Below are 23353 nucleotides of genomic sequence, written 5' to 3' on the forward strand. Positions count from 1 at the left end.
GGGACTGCGCGGCGACATGCGTTTCACCGCCGTTTCACCCTTCTCGTTATACGGGGATATCGGCTACCAACGTCGTCTGAGCGAACGAAATCGTTCGGCGCGGTTGCATTTCACCCACGGGGGAGACGATTTCAACGTTGATGGCGCGGCGATGCCAAAAAATGCCGTACTGTTGCACGCCGGACTGGCGGTGGACCTCAGCGATCACGCCCGCTTGTCTCTGGGATATCAGGGGATGCACGGAAGCAAGGTCCGCGACGATGGCGTTCGTATGCAGTTTAGCGTGATGTTTTAAGCGAGCCTTGGATATTAACAGGGCCGAAGTTGGCCCTGTCATGATGCGTGCATGTTATGGAGCAGGGAAGGTAAAGCGCTGGTGGATGGCTTCCAGTTCGCTTAACACGTCTTCATCCAGCGTCACCGTCAGGCTCTCCAGATTGATACGCAGCTGTTCAACGGAGGTCGCTCCCAGCAAGGTGCTGGCGACGAAGGGTTGTTGTCGTACAAACGCCAACGCCATCTGCGCCGGGTCGAGCCCATGGCGTTCCGCCAGCGCGACATAGTCTGCGATGGCCTGCTCGGTGTGCGGCCCGTTGTATCGGGTGAAACGGCTGAACAGCGTGTTACGCGCGCCCGCCGGTTTGGCGCCGTTCAGGTATTTGCCTGTCAGCGTACCGAACGCCAGCGAGGAATATGCCAGCAGCTCCACGCCTTCGTGCTGACTAATTTCGGCCAGACCGACTTCAAAACTGCGGTTAAGCAGACTGTAGGGGTTCTGGATGGAGACGATGCGCGGCAAGTCGTGTTTTTCCGCCAGTTGCAGATAGCGCATTACGCCCCACGGCGTTTCGTTGGAGACGCCAATGTAGCGAATTTTCCCGGCCCTGACCTGCTCATTGAGCGCTTCGAGCGTTTCGAGCAGCGTCACAGCCGGTTTGTCGTCGGTATAGCGGTAGTTCAGTTTGCCGAAGAAATTGCTTTGGCGCTGCGGCCAGTGCAGTTGGTAAAGGTCGATGTAGTCGGTGTTTAGACGCGTCAGACTGTCGTTGAGGGCTTCACGGATATTCTTGCGGTCCAGCGCCTGCTGAGGACGAATGTTGTGATCGTCGCCGCGCACCGGGCCGCTGATTTTCGAGGCAATGATCAGTTTTTCGCGGCCGCCGCGCTGTTTCAGCCAAGAGCCGATATAGCTTTCGGTAAGCCCCTGTGTTTCTGGCCGCGGGGGAACCGGATAAAGTTCGGCGGTATCAATCAGGTTTACCCCGGCTGCAATGGCGTGATCCAGTTGGGCGTGAGCGTCGGCTTCACTGTTTTGTTCACCAAAGGTCATGGTGCCCAGTCCCAGCTCGCTGACTTCTAGAGCAGTATGAGGGATACGATGATATTGCATTGTGCCAGCTTCCTTTGTATTTGAAGAGGAACCGGTGCGTTTGAAAGCACCTTCAATTGACTATAACCAAGCCTCGTCAAGGGGGAAAGCCTCTTGGCGCAACATCGTCATTTCGCCTTAGCGTTCGACGACCTGCGAAATATCGTTGTTGTCGATCGCGTGTTTGTGCCCGTCCTCATCCGTAAAAATCATCAGCCCGGTGCTTTCATCAACTTGCGGTTTGCCTTTGGTCAGCAGCACCTGACCCTCTTTGGTGGCGACGACATAATGGCTGGAGCAGCCGGCAAGCAGGGTGATGACGCTAAGCGCCAGAAGCGATTTCATGATTGGTTGCATAAGGGAGTTACCTGTTGTTGACGGCAATGATTCGAAAATTTAGGGCAAGTTTAGCAAAGGAAGTCACAGGTTCTATCCGGATTTATGGAAAGAAGATGCGTATAAAATGTAAAAAAGTTCGTCGGCGAAGCGTCCCCATTGACGATGCTGGCTGGCCAATTATTCGAGCCTCTTTCTTGTGACCTGCGGCGCTAGTTATACCTGCATCGCTTTGCCTCGAAAAATGCCCCCGAGGAACGTCGGAGGCATCTTGTATCAGGGGGCGTGTTGCACCCCTCTGACGGAGGCGGACATCACTGCTGCTGAGCGGTTTTCTTTCCACGTAGCAGGTTGAGGGTTTCCACCATCATAGAGAAGAACATGGCGAAGTAGATGTAGCCTTTAGGCACATGGACATCCACGCTTTCAAGAATCAGGGTAACGCCGACCAGAATCAGGAAGGTCAACGCCAGCATTTTGACCGACGGATGACGCTCGACGAATTCGCCGATAGGACGTGCGGACAGCATCATCACGCCGACGGAGATCACCACGGCGGCCATCATGATAAACAGGTGATCGGACAAACCGACGGCGGTGATGACCGAGTCGAGGCTGAAAATGATGTCCAGCAGCATGATTTGCATGATGGCGCCAAAGAACGAATGCACCTTTGAATCATGTTCTGCCGAGCCGCCTTGAATGGTTTCATGGATCTCTTTGCCAGACTTCCAGATAAGGAACAGACCACCGAAGAACAGGATGAGATCACGGACGGAAATGGCTTTATCCATCAAGTAAAACAACGGGTTAGTCAGTTTTATCACCCAAGCGATGGAGGCGAGCAGCCCCAACCGCATCAACATCGCGCCCTGCAAACCGATACGGCGTGCTTTGTTCTGATGATGTGGGGGCAGTTTGGCGACGACCAGAGACAGGAAGATAATGTTATCGATGCCGAGAACGATTTCCAAAATGGTGAGTGTGCCAAGCGCCAGCCAGGCATTAGGATCCGCAATCCAATCAAACATTGTATCAATGCACCTTAAATGAAACGTAACCGATATTTATACTCTGCCCTCAGTTACGGCAGGCAAGGAAAGGGTAGCCATTAAAGCAGAAAGTGGCGAGCGAGCAGAGGTCCGGTAAAGGTTTTTTTAAGATAAAACCCCCGCGGCAGCGTCATGATCGGCTGCCCATGTTCGCCCACCGCTTCCGTGAGCGCGCGGCTATTTGCGGCTTTAGGCCTCAGCTGCAGCACTTCTCCATGCCGCGCCGTGATGCTTTCCACTTTGCCGAGGACGATCAAATCCATCAGTTCTTCCCAATCCTGACGTAGCTGCTCTTCTTCCACCGGATCGGGGCTCCACAGCAGCGGTGCGCCGATGCGCCGCTCACCTAAAGGGATTTGCCTGCCGCCTTCCACCGGCATCCACAGCACGCGGCTCAGTTTATGGCGAACATGGCAGTGCTCCCAGGTGACGCCGCTGTTGCCCGTTAGCGGCGCGACGCAGACAAAAGTGGTCTCCAACGGCCGTCCCAGTTCGTCGATGGGGATCGTTTTCAGCTCTACGCCAAGCTCGGGAAAATCTTGTTCCGGTTTGCTGCCCGCGCTGGCGCCCAGAAAACGCTCTAGCAGAATGCCGGTCCATCCTTTGTCCCGCTTCAGGTTTGCCGGCAACGGTAGTTCAGCGATCGCCGCCAGCTCAGCCAAATTATATCCGGCGAGCGACTGGGCGCGTTGCAGCAACGTCAGCTCATCAGGAGGCGGATCGCGGTGGACAGAAGGGGTGTTCATAAGTCTCCTGGTTTGTACAAAAAAGGAACAGCTCTCGTCGGGGGATAGTTTTCAGTGGTTCCATTCACGAGATGAAAATAATAATAGCATGATTACGCTGTGGTTTTTTCTCTGTGGTGTCGAGGCAGAAAAAGGATAAGGGGACTTGTTCACGGTAAGCCACCGGGAATGAACAGGATTTTACACCCTGTTATCCACAGATTTATGGGATAAACGGGATAATTCTGGAGCACTGTTTCCATTTACAGCCTTGACGAGGGTTTTTTTTGCTGGTTTAGCTGGTTTTTTGGCATAAATAGGGAGGTGGATTGTGGATAAGCTCTCGGTAGTGTGATATTTCACCACTTTGGAAAAGACCGAATTCTATGCAATGTTCGGGGTGGGGGAAAAACGGTAGAAAAGTAAGTTAACTACATCAATTAAAAAGACTATTTTTAATGGCTTCTAAGGTCGAGAGAAAGCTTGAAAACGGGTTTGCGCACTTCCTAAAGGATGTTCTTCACAAAGATGTCCACAGAAAAAGTGAATAAACCGGTGATATAAGCGGGTGAATGTTTATAACTTTGATTCTATCTGTGGGTTACCGGTCTCTTATTATAAAGAAGACGATGATAAGCAGGAGTTTACCGTCTGCCGGGAGTGTGAAACAATCAGGTTATCTTAGCATTTCAGTTTATCGAGGTAGTCCGGTGATCGATGATGATGGCTACCGCCCGAATGTTGGTATTGTAATCTGTAATCGGCAGGGGCAGGTGCTGTGGGCCCGCCGCTACGGCCAGCACTCCTGGCAGTTTCCACAGGGGGGAATCAACCCTGGTGAAACGGCGGAACAGGCGATGTACCGTGAGCTGTATGAGGAAGTCGGACTGCGCAAAAGGGACGTGCGTATTCTGGCTTCGACTCGAAGCTGGTTACGCTATAAATTGCCAAAACGTTTGGTGCGTTGGGACACAAAACCCGTCTGTATCGGCCAGAAGCAAAAGTGGTTTCTGTTGCAGTTAATGTGCAATGAGTCAGAAATCAACATGCAGAGCAGCGGCACGCCGGAATTCGACGGCTGGCGCTGGGTTAGCTTTTGGTATCCGGTGCGGCAGGTCGTCTCCTTTAAACGCGACGTCTACCGACGGGTCATGAAGGAGTTTATCTCCTCGGTTATTCAATTACAGGAGAATTCGGCCCGGTCGCCTTCCAGTCCCCGACGTAAGAGAGGATAACTCAGCTCACCATGCTTACGCGCCTGCGAGAAGTCATTGAGAAAGTCGCCGGTACGGCGCAGTTATCGGATGCGCTGGATATCCTGGTCAACGAAATCTGCCTGGCGATGGACACCGAAGTCTGTTCTATCTACCTGGCTGATCACGACCGTCACTGCTACTACCTGATGGCGACACGAGGGTTGAAAAAACCTCGTGGCCGCCCTGTCACCCTCGCCTTCGGTCAGGGCATTGTCGGATTGGTCGGCGAGCGCGCTGAACTCATCAATCTGGCCGATGCCCAAAGCCACCCCAGCTTCAAATTCATTCCTGCGGTTCGGGAACAGCAATTCCGTTCTTTCCTTGGCGTACCGATTATTCATCGGCGTCAGCTGCTGGGCGTTTTGGTCGTGCAGCAAAGGGAATTGAGACAGTTCGATAAAAACGACGAATCCTTCATGGTGACGCTGGCGACGCAGATGGCGACCATCCTGTCCCAGTCTCAAATCAATGCGTTGTTTGGGCAATACCGGCAGACGCGGATCAACGCGCTGGCCGCCGCACCGGGGGTGGCAATCGCCTCTGGTTGGCAGGATCGTAGTCAGCCCTCGCTGGAGCAAATTTTCCCTGCCTCCAGCTTGGATAGCGATCGTGAGCGTTCGCGCCTGCTGCTGGCGATGGAAAACGCCGCCGCGGAGTTCCGCCGGTACAGCAAGCGCTTCAGCGCCAGCGCGCAGAAAGAAAGCGCCGCGATATTCGATCTCTACTCCCATTTGCTTAACGATGCCCGGCTAAAGCGAGAGCTGAGTCAGGAAGTGGATACCGGCAGTTCGGCGGAGTGGGCGGTCAAGGTCGTCATCGAGCGTTTTTCCGCGCAATTCGCCACGCTGCAAGATACCTATTTACGTGAACGAGCCAGCGACCTGCGCGCACTGGGACAGCGGCTGCTGTTTCATCTGGACGATAGCATTCAGGGTACGGCGCAGTGGCCGGAGCGTTTTATTCTGGTGGCGGATGAGCTGACGGCGACGTTGCTGGCCGAACTGCCTCAAGACAGGCTCGCCGGGATCGTCGTTCACGAAGGCGCGGCTAACTCGCATGCCGCGATACTGGTCAGGGCTATGGGGATCCCCACCCTGATGGACGCGGATATTCAGCCCGCCTTGTTACATCAGCGGCTGCTGATTCTTGATGGCTACCGGGGTGAACTGCTGGTCGATCCCGAGCCGGTGCTGGTACAGGAATATCAGCGCCTACTGGATGAGGAGCAGGAGCTTAACCGGCTGACGGAAGATGACGGCAACCGCCCGGCCATGCTGAAAAGCGGCGAGCGGGTGCGCGTTATGCTCAATGCCGGCCTCAGCGCCGAGCACGAAAAGCGCTTCATCAATCAGGTCGACGGCGTCGGCCTGTATCGCACGGAAATCCCCTTCATGGTGCAAAGCGGATTTCCGTCAGAGGATGAGCAGGTGGCGCAGTATGAAAGCATGCTGCGCCTCTATCCTGAAAATCCGGTGATGCTGCGAACGCTGGATATCGGCGCCGACAAGCCCTTGCCCTATATGCCAATCAGCGAGGAAAACCCCTCTTTGGGATGGCGAGGCATTCGTGTGACGCTCGACCAGCCGGAAATTTTCCTGATTCAGGTGCGCGCCATGCTGCGTGCTAATGCGGCGCTGGGCAATCTGCATATCTTGTTGCCGATGATCAACAGTCTGGACGAGATCGATGAAGCGCGTCGGCTGATCGATCGCGCGGCGAGGGAAGTCGCGGAGATGTTAAATGGCACGCAGCCCCGGCCGCGTATCGGAATTATGATCGAGGTCCCCTCGATGCTGTTCCTGCTGCCGCATCTCAGTTCGCGCATTGATTTCGTTTCGGTGGGGACGAACGACCTCACGCAATATCTGCTGGCGGTGGATCGCAACAATCCCCACGTTGGCTCCCTTTACGACAGCCTTCATCCCTCGATGTTGCAGGCCTTGAACCTGATTGTCACGCAGTGCCGCCAGCAGCGTTTGCCGGTGTCGGTCTGCGGGGAGATGGCCGGCGAGCCGATGGGCGCCTTGTTGTTAATCGGGATGGGTTATCGGTCGCTGAGTATGAACGGACGCTGCGTGGCTCGTATCAAGTATCTGCTGCGTCACATTGAACAGGACGAGGCGGGGAGGCTTGCGGATAAAGTGCTGACGGCGCAGACCGCCACCGAGGCGCGACAGTGGGCATCGCTGTTTATTGAGGAACGAGGCCTGGGCGGCCTGATCCGCGGCGGACGATGATGTTACGTCACCGCAAATCATGAAGCGATGTTTTACAGATCTTTTGCTGCAAGACCGGCATGGGCCCTGATACGTTATGCTATTATGCGCAACCGCGAAATGCGGCAGGCGTTACAGCGGTTTTCCTGCCTTTAGCCGAGCCCGTAATCAGGGACAAAACAACGAGAATGTGGTGATTGATGACGACGAGCTATCTGGAATTTCCTCAATTTGATCCGGTTATTTTTTCCATCGGCCCCGTATCGCTGCACTGGTATGGTCTGATGTATCTGGTGGGTTTTGTTTTCGCCATGTGGCTGGCGGTTCGTCGAGCGAACAAACCGGGCAGCGGCTGGAAAAAAGACGAAGTTGAAAACCTGCTTTATCTGGGCTTTCTCGGCGTGTTTATCGGCGGTCGACTGGGATACGTGTTGTTCTATGCTTTTTCCAGCTTCCTGGAAAATCCGCTCTACCTGTTCAAGGTTTGGGATGGCGGCATGTCGTTCCACGGCGGCTTGATCGGCGTGATCGTCGTCATGCTGTGCTTCGCTTATCGCACTAAACGTAATTTCTTCCAGGTCTCCGACTTTATTGCGCCGCTGATCCCGTTCGGCCTTGGCGCGGGACGTCTGGGCAACTTCATCAACGGCGAACTTTGGGGCCGAGTGACGACAGACACGCCGTGGGCGATGCTGTTTCCCGGTTCGCGCGGCGAAGACATGGTGCAGGCTGCTACGCATCCGGAGTGGCAGGACATTCTGAATCAGTACGGCGTGTTGCCGCGTCACCCGTCGCAACTGTATGAACTGTTGCTGGAAGGGGTTGTTCTGTTCATCATCCTGAATCTTTTTATTCGCAAACCCCGTCCCATGGGCAGCGTCTCCGGCCTGTTCCTGATCGGCTATGGTCTGTTCCGTATCATCGTTGAGTTCTTCCGTCAGCCGGACGCGCAGTTGGGGCTTTTCAGCGGCATCATGAGCATGGGACAAATCCTGTCGATTCCGATGGTGTTAGTGGGGCTTCTGATGATGATTTGGGCTTATCGCCGTCAGCCAGCTCGGCCGTGATGGCAACGATTCAATTTTTAAACGAGGTAGTATGAAACAGTATCTGGAACTGATGAAAAAAGTGCTTGATGAGGGGACGCCAAAAGACGACCGCACGGGCACGGGTACGCTGTCGATTTTCGGTCATCAGATGCGTTTCAACTTGCAGCAGGGATTTCCGCTGGTCACGACTAAACGCTGTCATCTGCGCTCCATTATTCACGAGCTGCTGTGGTTCCTGAACGGTGATACCAACGTCGGTTATCTGCACGAAAACAAGGTCTCCATTTGGGACGAATGGGCCGATGACAATGGCGACCTGGGGCCGGTGTACGGCAAACAGTGGCGTGCGTGGGGCGCGGCGGATGGCCGCCAGATCGATCAGCTGGAGAAAGTGATGACCCAGTTGAAGCAGGATCCGGACTCGCGCCGCATCATCGTCTCCGCCTGGAACGTAGGCGAGCTTGATCAGATGGCGCTGGCGCCTTGCCATGCTTTCTTCCAGTTTTATGTCGCCGACGGTAAGCTCTCTTGCCAGCTTTATCAGCGCTCGTGCGATGTCTTCCTGGGGCTGCCGTTCAATATCGCAAGCTATGCGCTGCTGGTACACATGGTGGCGCAACAGTGCGATCTGGACGTTGGCGATTTCGTTTGGACGGGGGGCGATACGCACCTGTATAGCAACCACTTGGAACAGGCGAATCTGCAACTGACCCGTGAACCGCGTCCGATGCCAAAATTGGTCATCAAGCGTCGTCCCGCCTCCCTGTTTGACTATCGTTTCGAAGACTTCGACATCGAAGGTTACGATCCGCATCCGCCCATCAAAGCGCCCGTCGCGATCTAGCCATTCAGTTGAGGCGCTCGCGCCTCTATCCCTGACGTCGGCGGCATCGCTCGATATCGTCGGCGCGGATTTCGGCGCCGCTCGGTCAGTCATAAAAATATCCTGTGGGCGTTTCGCCGACAGGTTTTTTTTATGTCCGCGACGGTTTTTGCGAACAGCTTCGCATTTAAAAAGTAATAATCTGTTTTCGCTTTAAAAAATCTACGCGGCGCTGCGCAAAGCCGATACCATTTTGCTGTCGGGAATAGGTATTGTCGCTACACTGAGCGACATGAAAAAGTGCAATGGATGGCAACAGGGGTTTACCCTGCTGGAGTTAGTGATGGTAATTGCGGTGATATCACTCCTGGTCGGCGCTGGGCTACACAGCTGGTTGGGATATCGTCAGGCGATGGCGCTGGAGCAGAATGCCCGGCAGCTAATGAGCGTAGTGGGACGGATACAAACACAGGCCAACTGGCGCAACGAGACGCTGATGGCACGGATACAGCGTGTCGGGGAGCGATGGTGCATAGGTCCGGGAACATCAGGCAGCGACTGTCCGGCGGACAGCGCGCTTTTTTTTACCCCAACCTCCCGCGACGTTGAGCTGGTCGATGCTACAGCGCAGCAGTTTTCTTTCTTTGGTCTGCGTCACACAGCGCAATCGGGCCATTTGACGCTCAGAAATGCGGCGGGACGTATTCGGTTGGTGCTTTCCGTGCGTGGAAGATTAAGGCTGTGCAGTGAAGGACGGCCGCTGCTGGGTACTCCTCTATGCTGACGCCGGATAACAAATGTCGCTTCGGCGGTTTTTCTCTGCCGGAAGTTATGCTGGCGCTCGGTATTGTCAGTATCATTATTCTCGCGGCCGTACAGCTGTTTTCTGTGTTGAATAAACAGAGCCAGCAGGGACTTAACGCGTTTCGTCTTGAGCAGACGCTCAGCCAGGCCTTATCCGTTATCGAGAAGGATATCCTTCGCGCGGGATTTTGCGTAGGTCACTGCCGGAACGAGGCGATTACGTTGAGCACCGACAGCATGAATCCGGCCCAGAATTGCCTGACGGTCTCTTACGATATAAACCATAGCGGCCACTGGGATCCCGGCGAACGGTCTGAGGGTGAATTTTTCAGCTACCGCCTGCGCGACGGCTCTCTCGAAGTCCAGACCGGCTACGCCCGGTGTCGGGGAAAACGCTGGGATAAATTCTTCGACCCAAATGAGGTAACCATCACCGGCTTTCAGGTCTCGTCGCAACCGGGCAGTCGAGGGACGTTATATTTGCTGGGGCTCTCGGGCTATTGGACCGACCGGCCGCACATCAAACAGCAGGTGCGGAGATGGGTCGGGAGGCGTAATCATGATGCCGTCTAAACGTCACCAGACGGGTAATGCCCTGATGATCGTCATGGTGCTGATCTCCCTTGGCGTGTTACTGCTGGTCGGTATGCAAAAGCAGCTGGAAACCTGGACGGAGCAGGGGAAGGACGAACAGCATTATTGGAAAGCCTTCAATCAAGGGCTATCTTCTCTGGAATGGGGTATCAGTCAACGCTGGCAGGAGCATGGCGATGTATGGCAGTGCCGTACGCTCTCGATGGACCGTCTGCGGGTGTGCCTGCATTTATCGTCTTCAGGCAACCAGGGCATACTGCGCGGCGAGGGGCAGTTGGCGGTGGACACTCCGCCGCTAAGGTTGTATCAGCGCGTCGCGTCGCAGACGATCGACGGCGCCGTGCTGCTGCAGGCGATGTCGCAAGGATGGCTCGACTTCTGCCCGGAACCGGAGGCGCGTTACTGTGTCGTTCATTAAGAAACTGGCGTTCGACGGAAACCAAAGCGGGTTCAGTCTGCTCGAGACGCTGATTGCCGCAGTGCTGTTCTCGGTTTCTCTGACTGGATTATTGCAATATCATTTAATACTTCAACGGTCATTACAGTACCAATGGCAGCAGCGCCAGGCCTGGCGGTGGGTTAATGAACAGCTAGAGGCGCAGGACGCGGGCGTGCCCGTTCAGACCGTCACCGCTTCATTGCCTGAAGGCTGGACCAGCTCTTTAAACGTGCAGCCTTACGGCTCGCAGTGCCAACGGGTCACCGCCGCCGTGGTGACGCCGCGACACTATTCAGCCTCGCTCACCCGCTGGCTGTGCTATCCGCTGACGGAAACAGAAACAGAAACAGAAACAGAAACTGAAGAGCCAACCTCGAATACATCATAAACGGCAGCGAACGGTCAGGAGTCCCCATGTTCACGGTTTACCATTCCAATCAGCTGGATATATTGAAGGAGCTGACGGCGGCGCTGATGCAGCAGCAACCGCTTACCGACCCTTTCCAGCCGGAAATGGTGTTAGTGCAAAGTCCGGGTATGGCGCAGTGGCTTCAAATTGAACTGGCCGAAAAATTTCATATCGCCGCTAATATCCAATTTCCTCTGCCGGGCGTCTTCTTGTGGGACATGTGCCGGCGGCTGATCCCCGAAATCCCCAAGGAAAGCGCCTTTAGCAAGGAAGCCATGAGCTGGAAGCTGATGCATCTGCTGCCCCAGCAGTTGGACGATCCCGCTTTCGCTTTGTTGGCCCACTATCTGGAAAAGGACGACGACGATCGCAAATTGCACCAACTGGCCGGGCGCACGGCTGACCTGTTCGACCAATATCTGATTTATCGTCCTGACTGGATTATACGCTGGCAGCAGGGGCTAAGTGTGGATGAGGCGGGGGAAGCTCAGCAATGGCAGGCGCCACTCTGGCGGCGGCTGGTGGAGTACACGCAATCTCTGGGGCAGCTTGAATGGCACCATACTATCCTCTATCAGCGGTTTATTCAGGTGCTTGAGCAGGCGGAAAGCCGTCCTCCGGGGCTACCGGATCGCGTATTCATCTGCGGTATTTCCGCACTGCCGCCGGTCTATTTGCAGGCGTTAAATGCGCTGGGCAAACATATCGACGTACACCTGCTGTTTACCAATCCTTGTCGCTATTATTGGGGCGATATTCAGGACGAGGCGTCTCTGGCTCGCCTGAAAGGACGCCAGTGGCGTTTGTATCAAAACCGGCAGATAACGGCGGAAAGCCGGCCGTTGTTCCGCGATCCGGCGCGTATCGAATCGCTGTTCAAAGACGATGGCGAACAAAATGTAGGTAACCCGCTGCTGGCCTCTTGGGGCAAGCTTGGGCGCGATAACTTGCATCTGCTGGAGCAGCTGGATGAGACGAATGGCGTCTCCGCTTATGTGGATATCGACGCGCAACATCTGCTCAGCGCGCTACAGCGGGATATGCTGGAGCTCGAAGACAGCCGTCTCGTCGCAACCGGTAAGAAGAGCGAAATCGGACAGCCGGCAGACGGCAGCGCAGAAACGAAACGCCGCAAACGGCCGCTTATGCCGGACGATCGATCGGTGTCCGTGCATGCCTGTCACAGTCCGCAGCGCGAAGTGGAAGTGCTGCATGACCAATTACTGGCGATGATGGCAGAAGACCCTGAGCTGATGCCCCGCGATATCATCGTGATGGTGGCGGACATCGACAGCTATTCGCCGTTTATTCAGGCGGTATTCGGCAACGCGCCGGAAGATCGCTATCTGCCTTTTTCCATTTCCGATCAGCGCGCGCGTCATGCGCATCCTGCTTTGCAAGCGGTGCTGACACTGCTGGAGCTGCCAACCAGCCGTTTTATGGCGGAACAGGTTTTGGCGCTGTTGGAAGTTCCGGCGCTGGCGAACCGGTTCGGCATTCACGAAGAGGGGCTGAGACGCCTGCGGCTTTGGGTGACGGAGTCCGGCATTCGCTGGGGGCTGGATGACGACAACGTTCGGGAGCTGATGCTACCGCCGACCGGCCAGCACACCTGGCGCTTCGGCATGACGCGTATGCTGCTCGGGTATGCGATGGACAGCCATGCGGGAGACTGGCGGGGCGTGCTTCCCTATGACGAGTCCAGCGGGCTGATCGCCGAACTGGCGGGACAACTGGCGGACTTGCTGATGCAACTTAGTCAGTGGCGGCAGCGTTTGCAGCAGTCGCGCACGCTGGAAGAGTGGCAGCCGCTGTGTCGCCAATTGGTCGATGATTTCTTTTTGCCGGACGGCGACGCCGAAGCGGCGTTGACGCTGATAGAGGAGCAGTGGCAGCAGATCATCAACACCGGTATGCAGGCGCGCTATCCGCAGTCTGTGGCTGTCACGCTGTTACGCAGCGAGCTGGCGGCCAGGCTCGACCGGGAGCGGCTTAGCCAGCGTTTCCTGGCTGGCGCAGTGAATTTTTGTACGCTGATGCCTATGCGTTCAATCCCTTTCAAAGCGGTCTGCCTGCTGGGGATGAACGACGGCGTTTATCCTCGTACGCTGCCGCCGTTAGGTTTCGACTTGATGTCGCGACATCGCCGCCGCGGCGATCGCAGTCGGCGGGAGGATGACCGTTACCTGTTTCTGGAGGCGCTGCTGTCGGCACAGAACCGGCTCTATATCAGCTATATCGGTCACTCCATTCAGGATAATAGCCGCCGCTTTCCCTCTGTACTGGTTAGCGAATTGCTGGACTACATCGCTCAAAGTTACTGCGTGCCGGGGGATGACGACGACGATGATGCCAGCGCTGCTCGTCTGTTGGCGGCGCTTTGCCGCGAGCATCCGCGTATGCCGTTCGATGCGGATAACTTTATCGCCGACGCCACGCCGCAGAGTTTTGCCGCCGAGTGGCTGGCCGCGGCAGGGCGTGAAGGCGAGAGTCAGCCGCCGTTCGACCTGCCGTTGCCGGAGCAGCACTATAGCGAAGTCACGCTGGACGAACTCAAACGCTTCTACCGTCATCCTGTCCGCGCGTTTTTCCAATTGCGACTCGGCGTGAATTTTGTGCTCGACGATCAGGAGTTGCGGGAAGAGGAGCCGTTTTTGGTCGATCACCTCGATCGTTATCAAATGAATACTCTGCTGCTGAACGCGCTAATCAACGATGGCGACGCGGATCTGCTGTATCGGCGCATGCGTGCGGCCGGTTCGCTGCCTTATGGCGCCTTCGGCGAGCTGTATTGGCAGACGCAGATGGATGAAATGCGCAATCTGGCGGCTCGCGTGCGCGAAGAACGGCAGTTAGCGCTGCTGGACAGTCAGGAATTGGATGTCACGCTGGATGGCGTGCGCGTCACCGGCTGGCTGACGCAAATTCAGCACGATGGTTTGCTGCGCTGGCGTCCCGGTAAAATTTCGCTGGTGGACGGCATGATGCTGTGGCTGGAGCATCTGGCCTACTGCCTGAATGGCGGTCAAGGCGAAAGTCGGATCTATGGACGTGACGACAGCGGCTGGCGTTTCCCCTCGCTGAGCGAGGCGCAGGCGCGGGAATTTTTGGCATTGATGATCCGCGGCTATCAGCTGGGCATGAACCAACCGCTGCTACTGCTTAATCGCTCCGGCGGCGCGTGGCTGAACGTTATCTACGATCGTAACAGCGACAGCCTGCTGGCCGACGAAGCCACCCTCGCTAAGGCGCAGCAAAAGCTGCTGGAGGCGTGGCAGGGAACCTATAACCTGTCTGGCGAAGGGGAAGATTATTACCTGCAGCGTATCGTGCGGGAGATGGACAGTGAAAGGATTGAGCAGGTGACGGCCGCGGCGAAGACATGGTTACTCCCCGCTGTACGATTTAATCAGTTTTGAACGGCAACGAGGGGGATGACGTGGCGGAACTGAGGTCGTCGACATTAACGCTGCGTCGTGGCTTCGTCGCTCGGCGGCAAGGCATCACGGGGGAACTGCGTCAACGGAAGGTCACGCCTGCGCCGGATGTCGACCACTATCGGGGGCTATCCACAGTAGCATCGCGGCGGCAAACGTCCGGGAATATGAGACGCGCGTTAACCGACGCGGCGCGGCGATGTCGTGCCGCCACCGCTCGCAGCCCCTCGTTGCTGAATATGACCGTGATGCTGTCCCCAAACTATTTCAACCTGATGCTGAGGCCCAATATCTTGATCTTGCGGCGGACTACCTACGTTAACCGGCTGAGGGACGAGATGGCGGCGACCGGGCAAAGGCGTCGTTTAACCAACAGCGCCTTACTACATATTTTGTTACCTCTGCAGGCAGAACAATCATGACGACAGTGACTGCGCATACTCTGAATTTATTCACGCTGCCGCTGTCCGGCGAGCGGCTGATCGAAGCGTCGGCGGGAACGGGCAAAACCTATACCCTGTCCGCGCTTTATCTCCGTTTACTGCTGGGACTTGGCGGTGAACACGCCTATCCGCGGCCCCTGCTCGTCGAAGAGATTCTGGTGGTCACCTTCACGGAGGCGGCGACGGAAGAACTGCGCGAGCGTATCCGTCAAAATATCCATGCACTCTATCTCGCCTGCCTAGGCAGAGAGGTGGGCGACGCGCTCATGCTTCAGCTACTGGCCGAGATCCCGCAGGACTGGCATAGCGAGGCGGCCGAGGTGTTGTTGCGCGCGGAGCGCCAGATGGATGAGGCGGCCATTTACACCATTCATGGCTTCTGTCAGCGCATGCTGACGACCCATGCATTCGAATCCGGCATTCTGTTCGAACAGCGGTTGCTGGAAGACGAGCAGCCTCTGCGCCGTCAGGCCTGCGCAGACTTCTGGCGCCGCCACTGCTATCCGCTGCCCCTCGAAGTGGTCAGGGCCGTAAGCGAACAGTGGGCAGGGCCGGAGGCCTTATTGCAGACGTTGACCCCTTATCTGCATGGAGAAATGCCGACGCTACGTCAGCCGCCGCAGCAGGAAGAAACACTGCTGGAACGGCATCGACGGATCGTTGCCATCATTGATGGCTTCAAACAGACCTGGCGTGAGGCGTCCGACCTGGAAGCGCTGATTCGCGGCTCCGGCGTAGATAAACGTCGCTACAGCAGTCGTAATTTGCCCAACTGGCTGCGCAAGGTGGGCGAGTGGGCCGAACAGCCGACGCAAAGCTATCAACTGCCGAAAGATCTGGGGCGTTTTAGTCAGCAGGAGCTGATAGAGCGGACGACGAAAGGCGAGCCGCCGATCCACCCTGTATTCAGCGCGGTGGAACGCCTGTTGCAGGAATCCCTGACGCTAAAAGATCGGGTCATCTGGCTGGCGCTCAAAGAGATAAAGCGCACGGTCCGGGAAGAGAAGCTGCGGCGGGCGGAGCTCGGCTTCGACGATCTGCTGGGTCGTTTGGATGAAGCATTGCAGCAGCAGGAAGGCGGCCAATTAGCGGAGGCGATCCGCACGCGTTATCCGGTGGCGATGATCGACGAGTTTCAGGATACGGATACCCAGCAATATCGCATCTTCCACACCATCTATGCTGACCAGCCGCAGTGCGGCTGGCTGATGATCGGTGACCCGAAACAGGCGATTTACGCGTTTCGCGGGGCGGATATTTTCACCTACATGCGCGCGCGCGCAGAGGTGTCATCACACTATACGCTCGACACCAACTGGCGCTCGGCGCCCGGCATGGTGGATGCGGTGAATCAACTGTTTCTGCGCGTCGAATCTCCGTTCATCTTCGAACAAATCCCGTTTCTTCCCGTCAATTCGGCGTCGAAAAACCGCGCTTATGCTTTTGAAATGGAAGGTGCGAGAATGCCGGCGCTACAGTTCTGGTTGAGCGGCCGGGAAGGCTCCGGCGTCGGCGAATATCAGCAGGTGATGGCCCGTCAGTGCGCGGGACAGATCCGTGACTGGCTGAGCGCTGGGCAGTCAGGTCAGGCGTGGCTGGTAGATGGCCACGGTGAGACGAGGCCGGTACGATCGGCGGATATCACCGTATTGGTGCGCAGCCGACGAGAGGCGATGTTGATCCGTCAGGCGTTGAACCGTCTGCACATTCCCTCCGTCTACCTGTCCAACCGCGATAGTGTATTCGCCACTGTGGAAGCGAGAGAGATGCTATGGATCCTGCAGGCGGTGCTGGCGCCGGAGCAGGAGCGCGCGCTGCGTGCGGCAATGGCGACCACGATCATGGGGATGGATGCGCCGTCACTGGATGCGCTGAGCCGTAGCGAAGCGAACTGGGACGCGCTGGTGGAGGAGTTCGCCCGCTACCGCCAACTCTGGCTGCAACGCGGCGTTCTGCCGATGCTGCGGGCGATGATGACGCATCGTCGGCTCGCGGAAGATGTGTTGGCCAGCATCGATGGCGAACGCCGTCTGACGGACATTCTGCATATCGGCGAACTGTTGCAGGAAGCCTCGGCGTCGTTAGACAGCGAACATGCGCTGGTGCGCTGGCTGGCCCAGCAAATCGCCCAGCCTAATCCGCAGGCAGAGAACCAGCAGCTGCGGCTGGAAAGCGACCGCCATCTGGTGCAGATAGTCACCATTCATAAATCCAAGGGGTTGGAATATCCGCTGGTCTGGCTGCCTTTCATCGGCAACTTTCGCCCTCAGCAGGAGGGGATTTACCACGACAGGCAGAATTTTCGGGCCATGCTGGATCTGCAAAACGGCGAAGAGAGCCAGCAACTGGCGGAAGAAGAACGACTGGCGGAAGATTTACGGTTGCTGTACGTGGCGATGACCCGAGCTATTTATCACTGCGCGATCGGGGTAGCGCCGCTGTTTCAGGGCACAAAGAAGAAAGAGGGCGAAAGCGACATGCACCTCAGCGCGTTGGGCTACCTGTTGCAGCGCGGCCAGGCCGCTACCCCGGAGGCGCTCATCGCCGAACTGGAAGGGATGGTGGGTGAGGATATTGCGTTAAGCGTGGCGGAGGCGCGGGACGAACGGCCTTGGCAGCCTGAGTCGGCGCTGCCGCCGTCGCTAGAGGCAAGGCGCAATACCCGACGGCTGCGCGACGGCTGGCGGGTGACCAGTTATTCAGGGTTGCAGCAGCACGGTTCCGATACCATCCAGGCGTTGTTGCCCCGTTTTGATATCGACTCGATGGGCGAAACGACGGAAGAGGAGGTAGAAGCGCGTTCGCCGCACTCGTTTCCGCGCGGCGCCGGGCCGGGGACGTTTCTTCACAGCCTGTTTGAAACGTTGGACTTCACCCAACCGATCGACGACGCGTGGCTATTGGAACAGCTGCGGCATTATGGCATTGAGGATGAGTGGCTGTCGGCGCTGAAGCCCTGGATGGAGAATGTTCTGACGCTCCCGCTTAACGATGACGCTATTCGACTCGCCGAGCTGAATAACGGGCATAAACAGGCCGAGCTGCAGTTCTATCTGCCTATCCAACGGATGCTCACCGCCGCTGCGTTGGACCGGCTGATCAGACATCACGATCCGCTTTCGGCGCTCTGTCCGGCGTTATCGTTCCAGCAGGTCAAAGGCATGCTGAAGGGGTTTATCGACCTGGTGTTTGTCTGGCGGGGCCGCTACTACCTGTTGGACTACAAATCTAACTGGCTGGGGCATGACGCCAGCGCCTATACGCAGGACGCCATGATGCGGGCGATGGCGGAGCATCGATACGACCTGCAGTACCAACTCTACACGCTGGCGCTGCATCGCTATCTGCGGCATCGACTGCCGGATTACGACTATGAACAGCACTTTGGGGGGGTATTTTATCTATTTCTACGCGGCGTCAGCGCCGAGCACCCCGGTAACGGGATCTATTTCACGCGTCCTTCCCGGGCGTTTGTCGCCGATATGGATGATTTGTTTTGTGGCGAAGAGTTAACGGAGGGCGAGCATGTCGGGCATGATTGAGCTGTTGGAAGAAGCCCGTCAGCGGCGATGGTTACGTCCGCTGGATGTGCAATTTGCCCGGATGCTGGCAGAAGACGATCAGCCGCATCTCCTGCTGGCGGCGGCGTGCCTTAGCGCCTATGTCGGCGCGGGGCACGTTTGCCTGCCGCTATCCCAGCTTCATCCCAGCGTGCTGTTCGATGGGCGCGATCGATCGCTGGCTCAGGATATTTGGCAACGGTTAGGGAAACCGGATGAAAGTGAATGGCGACAGCGTCTGTTAAGCGATCCCGCCGTCGGCGAGGGAGAAGAGGCGGCCCCGCTGGTTTTTCAGCAGGACAACCTCTATTTGCAGCGTAGCTGGCAGGGGGAGAGCCGTGTTGCGCAGTTTATCGCCGGTAATCGCGCCGAGACTGTCTACGACGAAGCCCGTATCCGGGCGGTGCTGGACGAGCTGTTTCCTGAGATTGAAGGCGAAGCCGACTGGCAGAAGATCGCCGCCGCGGTCGCATTGACCCGACGGATTGCGGTGATCTCCGGCGGGCCCGGCACCGGTAAAACGACGACGGTCGCCAGACTGCTGGCGGCTTTGATTGCGCTGCAGGAGGGGCCGTCGCCACGCATCCAGCTGGCGGCGCCGACCGGAAAGGCGGCGGCGCGTCTCACCGAATCGTTGGGCAGCGTGTTGAGTCAGCTGCCGCTCAGCGACGCCGAGCGGCAGGCTTTCCCACAGGAGGCTACCACACTGCACCGCCTGCTGGGCGCAGTGCCCGACAGCCAGCGCCTGCGTTATCACCAGGACAATCCGCTGCACTTGGATGTCCTGGTGGTGGATGAAGCTTCGATGGTCGATCTCCCAATGATGGCGAATCTGATAGCCGCGCTGCCGCCGCAGGCTCGCATCATATTGTTAGGCGACCGCGACCAGCTGGCGTCGGTCGAGGCCGGCGCGGTGCTGGGAGACATCTGTCGTTTCGCCGAACAGGGCTACAGTCAGGAGCGGTGTCAGCAGTTGAACCGCCTCACGGGCTGCTCGCTGGTGTCGGGATCGGCTATGAACGCCTCGGTGGCCGACAGCATTTGTCTGTTGCGCAAGAGTTACCGTTTCACTGCGGACTCGGGCATAGGACAGCTGGCGAAGGCGGTAAATCGGGGCAACGAGGCGCAGTTGCTGACCGTGTTGCAACAGGGATATGGCGATATCGCCTGCTTGCCGCTGGCGGATAACACAGACTATCAGCGCCTGCTGGATCAGGCGGTGGAAGGGTATACGGATTATCTTCAGCGAATTGCCAGCGGCGACGCCCCGGAGCAGGTGTTGCTGGCCTTTCAACGTTACCGACAACTGTGTGCGCTCAGAGAGGGGCCGTTCGGCGTCGCCGGACTGAATCAGCGTATTGAACGCGCGCTACAGGTGGCGGGATTGATTCAACGCCCGACGCTCAATGGCGGACGCTGGTATGTCGGCCGTCCGGTGATGATTGAGCGCAACGACGCGGTGCTCGGGCTTTTCAACGGTGACATCGGCATTAGTATGACAAACGAACAGGGTGAGCTGCGGGTCTATTTCCAACTGCCCGATGGGCGAACCAAATCGGTTGCGCCCAGCCGATTGCCGCCGCATGAAACGGCCTATGCCATGACCGTGCATAAGTCCCAGGGCTCTGAGTTCGAACACACGGCGCTGGCGCTGCCCAACCACTTTCTCCCTGTTCTGACGCGGGAGTTGGTGTATACCGCCATCACGCGTGCCCGCAAGCGTCTGTCGTTATTTAGCGATAGGGCGATACTGTGCCGGGCGGTCAGCACGCCGACGCAGCGCTACAGCGGACTTGAGGCGCGTATTCGATCTTTAATGGCGGATTAGTTGGTCAGTAGCCGGTAGAAAGGTGAAAGGGTAGGGAAACGGGCGGCGCGAAAGGACAGTGCTTTCGCGCCGGTCTGGTCCGGCGATAACGCGTTAGAGATCCATGACTAGTATTTTCGAACGGCGCTGATAGTTGTACAGCTCCTGCTTACGCCTTGGCAGCATGGCAACTTCGGCGGGCTGGAAACCGCGCTCCTGGAACCAGTGAATACTGTGCGTAGTGAGCACGAACAGGCGCTTAAGCCCCTGATGACGGGCCTGCGTTTCAATGTGATGCAGCAGTTGGTCGCCGCGGGAAGAGTTACGGTATTCCGGGTGAACCGCCACGCAGGCCATCTCGGCAATGCTTTCTTCAGGAAACGGATAGAGCGCCGCACAGGCAATGGTCAGGTTATCCCTGACGACCACGGTGAATTTGTCGATTTCCATTTCCAGTTGTTCGCGGGAGCGGCGTACCAGAATGCCCTGCTGTTCCAACGGATGGATCAGTTCCAAAATCCCCCCGATATCATGGATAGTCGCGCGGCGAACCTGCTCGGCGCTTTCCATGACGACCTGCGTCCCGATACCATCGCGGGAAAACAGTTCCTGCAGCAGCGCGCCTTCTTCTTGATAGCTGATGAGATGGCTACGACGCACGCCGCTGCGACAGGCTTTCACCGCGCCACGCAGGAAACGCACCACTTCGGAATTGAAGTCTTCCGCTTCCTCCTGGCTCTGAATCAGGTGCTGCGCCTCTTCCGGCAGCATTTCGGGGATCACGTTGCCGTTTGGGTCGGTGACGCCTTGCTCGGCGCAGAAACCGATCATCTTTTCCGCCCGAAGTTTTATCGCCAGCTGCGTCGCGACTTCCTCTGAGGTCAGGTTGAAGCTTTCGCCTGTCACGGAAACAGCGACGGGGCCAAGCAACACGATGGCGCCGCTCGCCAGCTGGCGGTGGAGCGCCTCTTCATCGATACGGCGAATGCGGCCGCTGTGGCAGTAGTCCACGCCGTCATCCACCCCGAGCGGCTGGGCGATAACAAAATTGCCGCTGACGACATTGATATGCGCGCCCTGTAGCGGGGTATTGGTCAGGCTCATCGACAGACGAGCGGTGATATCCAGTTGCAGCATGCCGGCGGCTTGCTTTACCAGCTCCAGTGTGTTGCTGTCGGTTATGCGGGTGTGTTTGTGGTAGGTCGGCTCGCAATGGTGGGCGACAAGATTGGCGTCGATCTGCGGGCGGGCGCCGTAGACCACGACCAGCTTGATGCCCAGGCTGTGAAGCAGGCCGATGTCGCTGACGATATTGCTGAAGTTTTCATGCTCGATCGCTTCACCGCCTAGCATGATGACAAACGTTTTGCCACGATGCGCGTTGATATAAGGAACTGAATGGCGGAAACCTTGAACCAGTTCTGTACTACGTTCCTTCACTGCAAGCCCCCTGAATTTTTATTCGGTATTTTTGTATTTTTATGCTTAATAGCACAAAAGGCAAGCATTTCATCGCCCGCATTTTTTCATGCGGCAACGTCAATACGCAGGCTTAACCGGGAAACTTTTTTCATGACAGTATGGGGCAGATTCGCTAAAGTTTCGGGCATTTCTGAAAATACATAACCTTTTCCATCGTCATTGGTTGTTACCCCGTACGTAAACCGGAGCTGCATGTCTGATTCGAATCACCCTCTGACCCGCCGACGACTCTTGCAGGGGGCGGCCGCGACCTGGCTATTGAGCGTCACCGGCGTTGGTGTGGCCGCCACCTCTCAGGTCATCGCCGTGCGCATTTGGCCAGCATCGGCCTATACTCGCGTCACGCTGGAATCCAGCCATCCTCTGAAGTATCGGCAATTCATGCTGGATAATCCCCGGCGGTTGGTGGTGGACATCGAGAATGTCTCACTGAACAGCGTGTTGAAAAATGTCGGCAAACGCTTCAATCAGGGGGACCCCTACATTAAAACCGCCCGGGCAGGGCAGTTCGATAAACAGACGGTGCGGCTGGTATTGGAGCTGAAACAGCAGGTCAGCCCCAAAACGTTTGCGCTATCTCCGGTCGCCGGATTTAAAAATCGTCTGGTGCTCGATCTCTATCCGGTCGAGGGGCGTTACGACAACGCGGAAGACCCGCTGCTGGCGTTGCTGGAGGACTACAATAAGGGCGATCTTGAACGTACGCTGCCGCAAGAAGCGCCGCGTGCCGGAAAGCCCGGTAGGGAAAGACCGTTGGTGGTGATGTTGGATCCGGGGCATGGCGGGGAAGATCCCGGCGCGATTGGGAAAAATCGGACGCGGGAAAAGGACGTTGTGTTGCAAATTGCGCGTCGATTGAAGGCATTGATCGATCGCGAACCCAACATGAAAGCGTACATGACACGCAATGAAGACGTGTTTATCCCGTTGCAGGTGCGTGTAGCGAAAGCCCGCAAGCAGCGGTCCGATTTGTTTGTCTCCATTCATGCGGATGCGTTTACCAACCGTGCGGCGAAAGGATCTTCAGTTTTCGCACTGTCGAAAAAAGGGGCGACCAGCTCCGCCGCGCGTTTTCTGGCGCAGACTCAGAACGAATCCGATCTCATCGGCGGGGTCAGCATGAGCGGCGACCGCTATCTCGATCACACGATGCTGGACATGGTGCAGACGCTGACTATCAGCGACAGCCTTAAATTCGGCGGAGAAATTCTGCGCCGGATGGGGCGCATCAACCATCTGCATAAAAATAGCGTCGATCAGGCGGGATTTGCGGTATTAAAGGCGCCGGATATTCCCTCAGTTCTGGTGGAAACCGCTTTTATCAGTAATCTGGAAGAAGAGCGTAAGTTGCGCACCGCGCGATTTCAGCAGCAGGTGGCGCAGTCAATTCTTGAAGGGATTAAAGCGTATTTCGCCCAGCGGGCCAGATAGGTTCGGGAATCGATAGTGCAGGGAGGGCGGGCTGAGGCGCGTTCATCCCTGTTTGGCGTCTCTGGGAATCAGCGGGCTTAAAACGCAAAAAACACCCGTCAAGGTGTTTAATGATTGGTTG

General features: G+C 56.9%; 19 protein-coding genes. 14 read left to right on the top strand and 5 right to left on the bottom strand.

Annotation, left to right across the window (positions count from 1 at the left end):
- Window positions 1–295, top strand: a 295-nt coding sequence (locus AU511_RS14460) for an autotransporter domain-containing protein (RefSeq protein ID WP_139829392.1), incomplete at its 5' end; no start/stop codon positions are given.
- Between the two features lie 54 nt (window positions 296–349).
- On the opposite strand, the gene AU511_RS14465 is transcribed toward AU511_RS14460, so the two are convergent.
- The 4 genes from AU511_RS14465 to mutH form a co-directional block, all read right to left on the bottom strand.
- A complete protein-coding gene (locus AU511_RS14465) occupies window positions 350–1390 on the bottom strand; it encodes an NADP(H)-dependent aldo-keto reductase (protein ID WP_094110102.1) in 1041 nt (346 codons plus the stop codon).
- Window positions 1391–1507: 117 nt separating this feature from the next.
- Entirely contained in the window at window positions 1508–1726 is a 219-nt protein-coding gene (locus AU511_RS14470; protein WP_094110103.1) for a YgdI/YgdR family lipoprotein, read from the bottom strand.
- A 293-nt stretch (window positions 1727–2019) separates the two neighbouring features.
- Window positions 2020–2736, bottom strand: coding sequence for a TerC family protein (locus AU511_RS14475; protein WP_094110104.1), 717 nt, complete (start codon window positions 2734–2736; stop codon window positions 2020–2022).
- 80 nt (window positions 2737–2816) lie between these two features.
- Window positions 2817–3503 (bottom strand): DNA mismatch repair endonuclease MutH, encoded by a 687-nt coding sequence (mutH, locus tag AU511_RS14480; protein WP_094110105.1) that lies wholly within the window; start codon window positions 3501–3503, stop codon window positions 2817–2819.
- A 689-nt stretch (window positions 3504–4192) separates the two neighbouring features.
- On the opposite strand from mutH, the gene rppH reads away from it, so the two are divergent.
- From rppH to recD, 12 genes are all read left to right on the top strand, one after another.
- Window positions 4193–4717, top strand: coding sequence for an RNA pyrophosphohydrolase (gene rppH / locus AU511_RS14485; protein WP_027063679.1), 525 nt, complete (start codon window positions 4193–4195; stop codon window positions 4715–4717).
- A gap of 11 nt (window positions 4718–4728) precedes the next feature.
- The gene (gene ptsP, locus AU511_RS14490) at window positions 4729–6975 is read left to right on the top strand and encodes a phosphoenolpyruvate--protein phosphotransferase (protein WP_094110106.1); all 2247 of its coding nucleotides are present in this window, start codon (window positions 4729–4731) and stop codon (window positions 6973–6975) included.
- A gap of 179 nt (window positions 6976–7154) precedes the next feature.
- Complete coding sequence (gene lgt / locus AU511_RS14495) at window positions 7155–8021, top strand: prolipoprotein diacylglyceryl transferase (RefSeq protein ID WP_094110107.1); 867 nt, start codon at window positions 7155–7157, stop codon at window positions 8019–8021.
- Window positions 8022–8052: 31 nt separating this feature from the next.
- Window positions 8053–8847, top strand: a complete 795-nt coding sequence (gene thyA / locus AU511_RS14500) for a thymidylate synthase (protein ID WP_094101415.1) — start codon at window positions 8053–8055, stop codon at window positions 8845–8847.
- Between the two features lie 271 nt (window positions 8848–9118).
- Window positions 9119–9610, top strand: a complete 492-nt coding sequence (locus tag AU511_RS14505) for a prepilin peptidase-dependent protein (RefSeq protein ID WP_094101416.1) — start codon at window positions 9119–9121, stop codon at window positions 9608–9610.
- Entirely contained in the window at window positions 9604–10203 is a 600-nt protein-coding gene (locus AU511_RS14510; protein WP_094101417.1) for a prepilin peptidase-dependent protein, read from the top strand. Before AU511_RS14505 ends, AU511_RS14510 begins: the two co-directional genes overlap by 7 nt.
- A complete protein-coding gene (locus tag AU511_RS14515) occupies window positions 10190–10642 on the top strand; it encodes a YgdB family protein (RefSeq protein WP_094101418.1) in 453 nt (150 codons plus the stop codon). Before AU511_RS14510 ends, AU511_RS14515 begins: the two co-directional genes overlap by 14 nt.
- Window positions 10629–11051 (top strand): prepilin-type N-terminal cleavage/methylation domain-containing protein, encoded by a 423-nt coding sequence (locus AU511_RS14520; protein ID WP_094110108.1) that lies wholly within the window; start codon window positions 10629–10631, stop codon window positions 11049–11051. The genes AU511_RS14515 and AU511_RS14520 overlap by 14 nt, the downstream gene beginning before the upstream one ends.
- 26 nt (window positions 11052–11077) lie before the next feature.
- Entirely contained in the window at window positions 11078–14491 is a 3414-nt protein-coding gene (gene recC / locus AU511_RS14525; protein ID WP_094110109.1) for an exodeoxyribonuclease V subunit gamma, read from the top strand.
- Between the two features lie 20 nt (window positions 14492–14511).
- Entirely contained in the window at window positions 14512–14931 is a 420-nt protein-coding gene (locus AU511_RS17320; protein ID WP_139829393.1) for a hypothetical protein, read from the top strand.
- On the top strand, window positions 14928–18494 hold the full coding sequence (recB, locus tag AU511_RS14535) for an exodeoxyribonuclease V subunit beta (RefSeq protein ID WP_094110111.1): 3567 nt from the start codon (window positions 14928–14930) through the stop codon (window positions 18492–18494). The genes AU511_RS17320 and recB overlap by 4 nt, the downstream gene beginning before the upstream one ends.
- Window positions 18487–20340, top strand: a complete 1854-nt coding sequence (gene recD, locus AU511_RS14540; protein WP_094110113.1) for an exodeoxyribonuclease V subunit alpha — start codon at window positions 18487–18489, stop codon at window positions 20338–20340. The genes recB and recD overlap by 8 nt, the downstream gene beginning before the upstream one ends.
- Window positions 20341–20433: 93 nt before the next feature.
- On the opposite strand, the gene argA is transcribed toward recD, so the two are convergent.
- Complete coding sequence (gene argA, locus AU511_RS14545) at window positions 20434–21759, bottom strand: amino-acid N-acetyltransferase (RefSeq protein WP_094101422.1); 1326 nt, start codon at window positions 21757–21759, stop codon at window positions 20434–20436.
- A gap of 234 nt (window positions 21760–21993) precedes the next feature.
- Here argA and amiC point away from each other — a divergent pair, with 234 nt between their 5' ends.
- On the top strand, window positions 21994–23232 hold the full coding sequence (gene amiC / locus AU511_RS14550) for an N-acetylmuramoyl-L-alanine amidase AmiC (protein WP_094110112.1): 1239 nt from the start codon (window positions 21994–21996) through the stop codon (window positions 23230–23232).
- Window positions 23233–23353: the final 121 nt, after the last annotated feature.

This window comes from Lonsdalea iberica (assembly GCF_002111585.1).
In the GTDB taxonomy this organism is placed as follows: Bacteria; Pseudomonadota; Gammaproteobacteria; order Enterobacterales; family Enterobacteriaceae; genus Lonsdalea; species Lonsdalea iberica.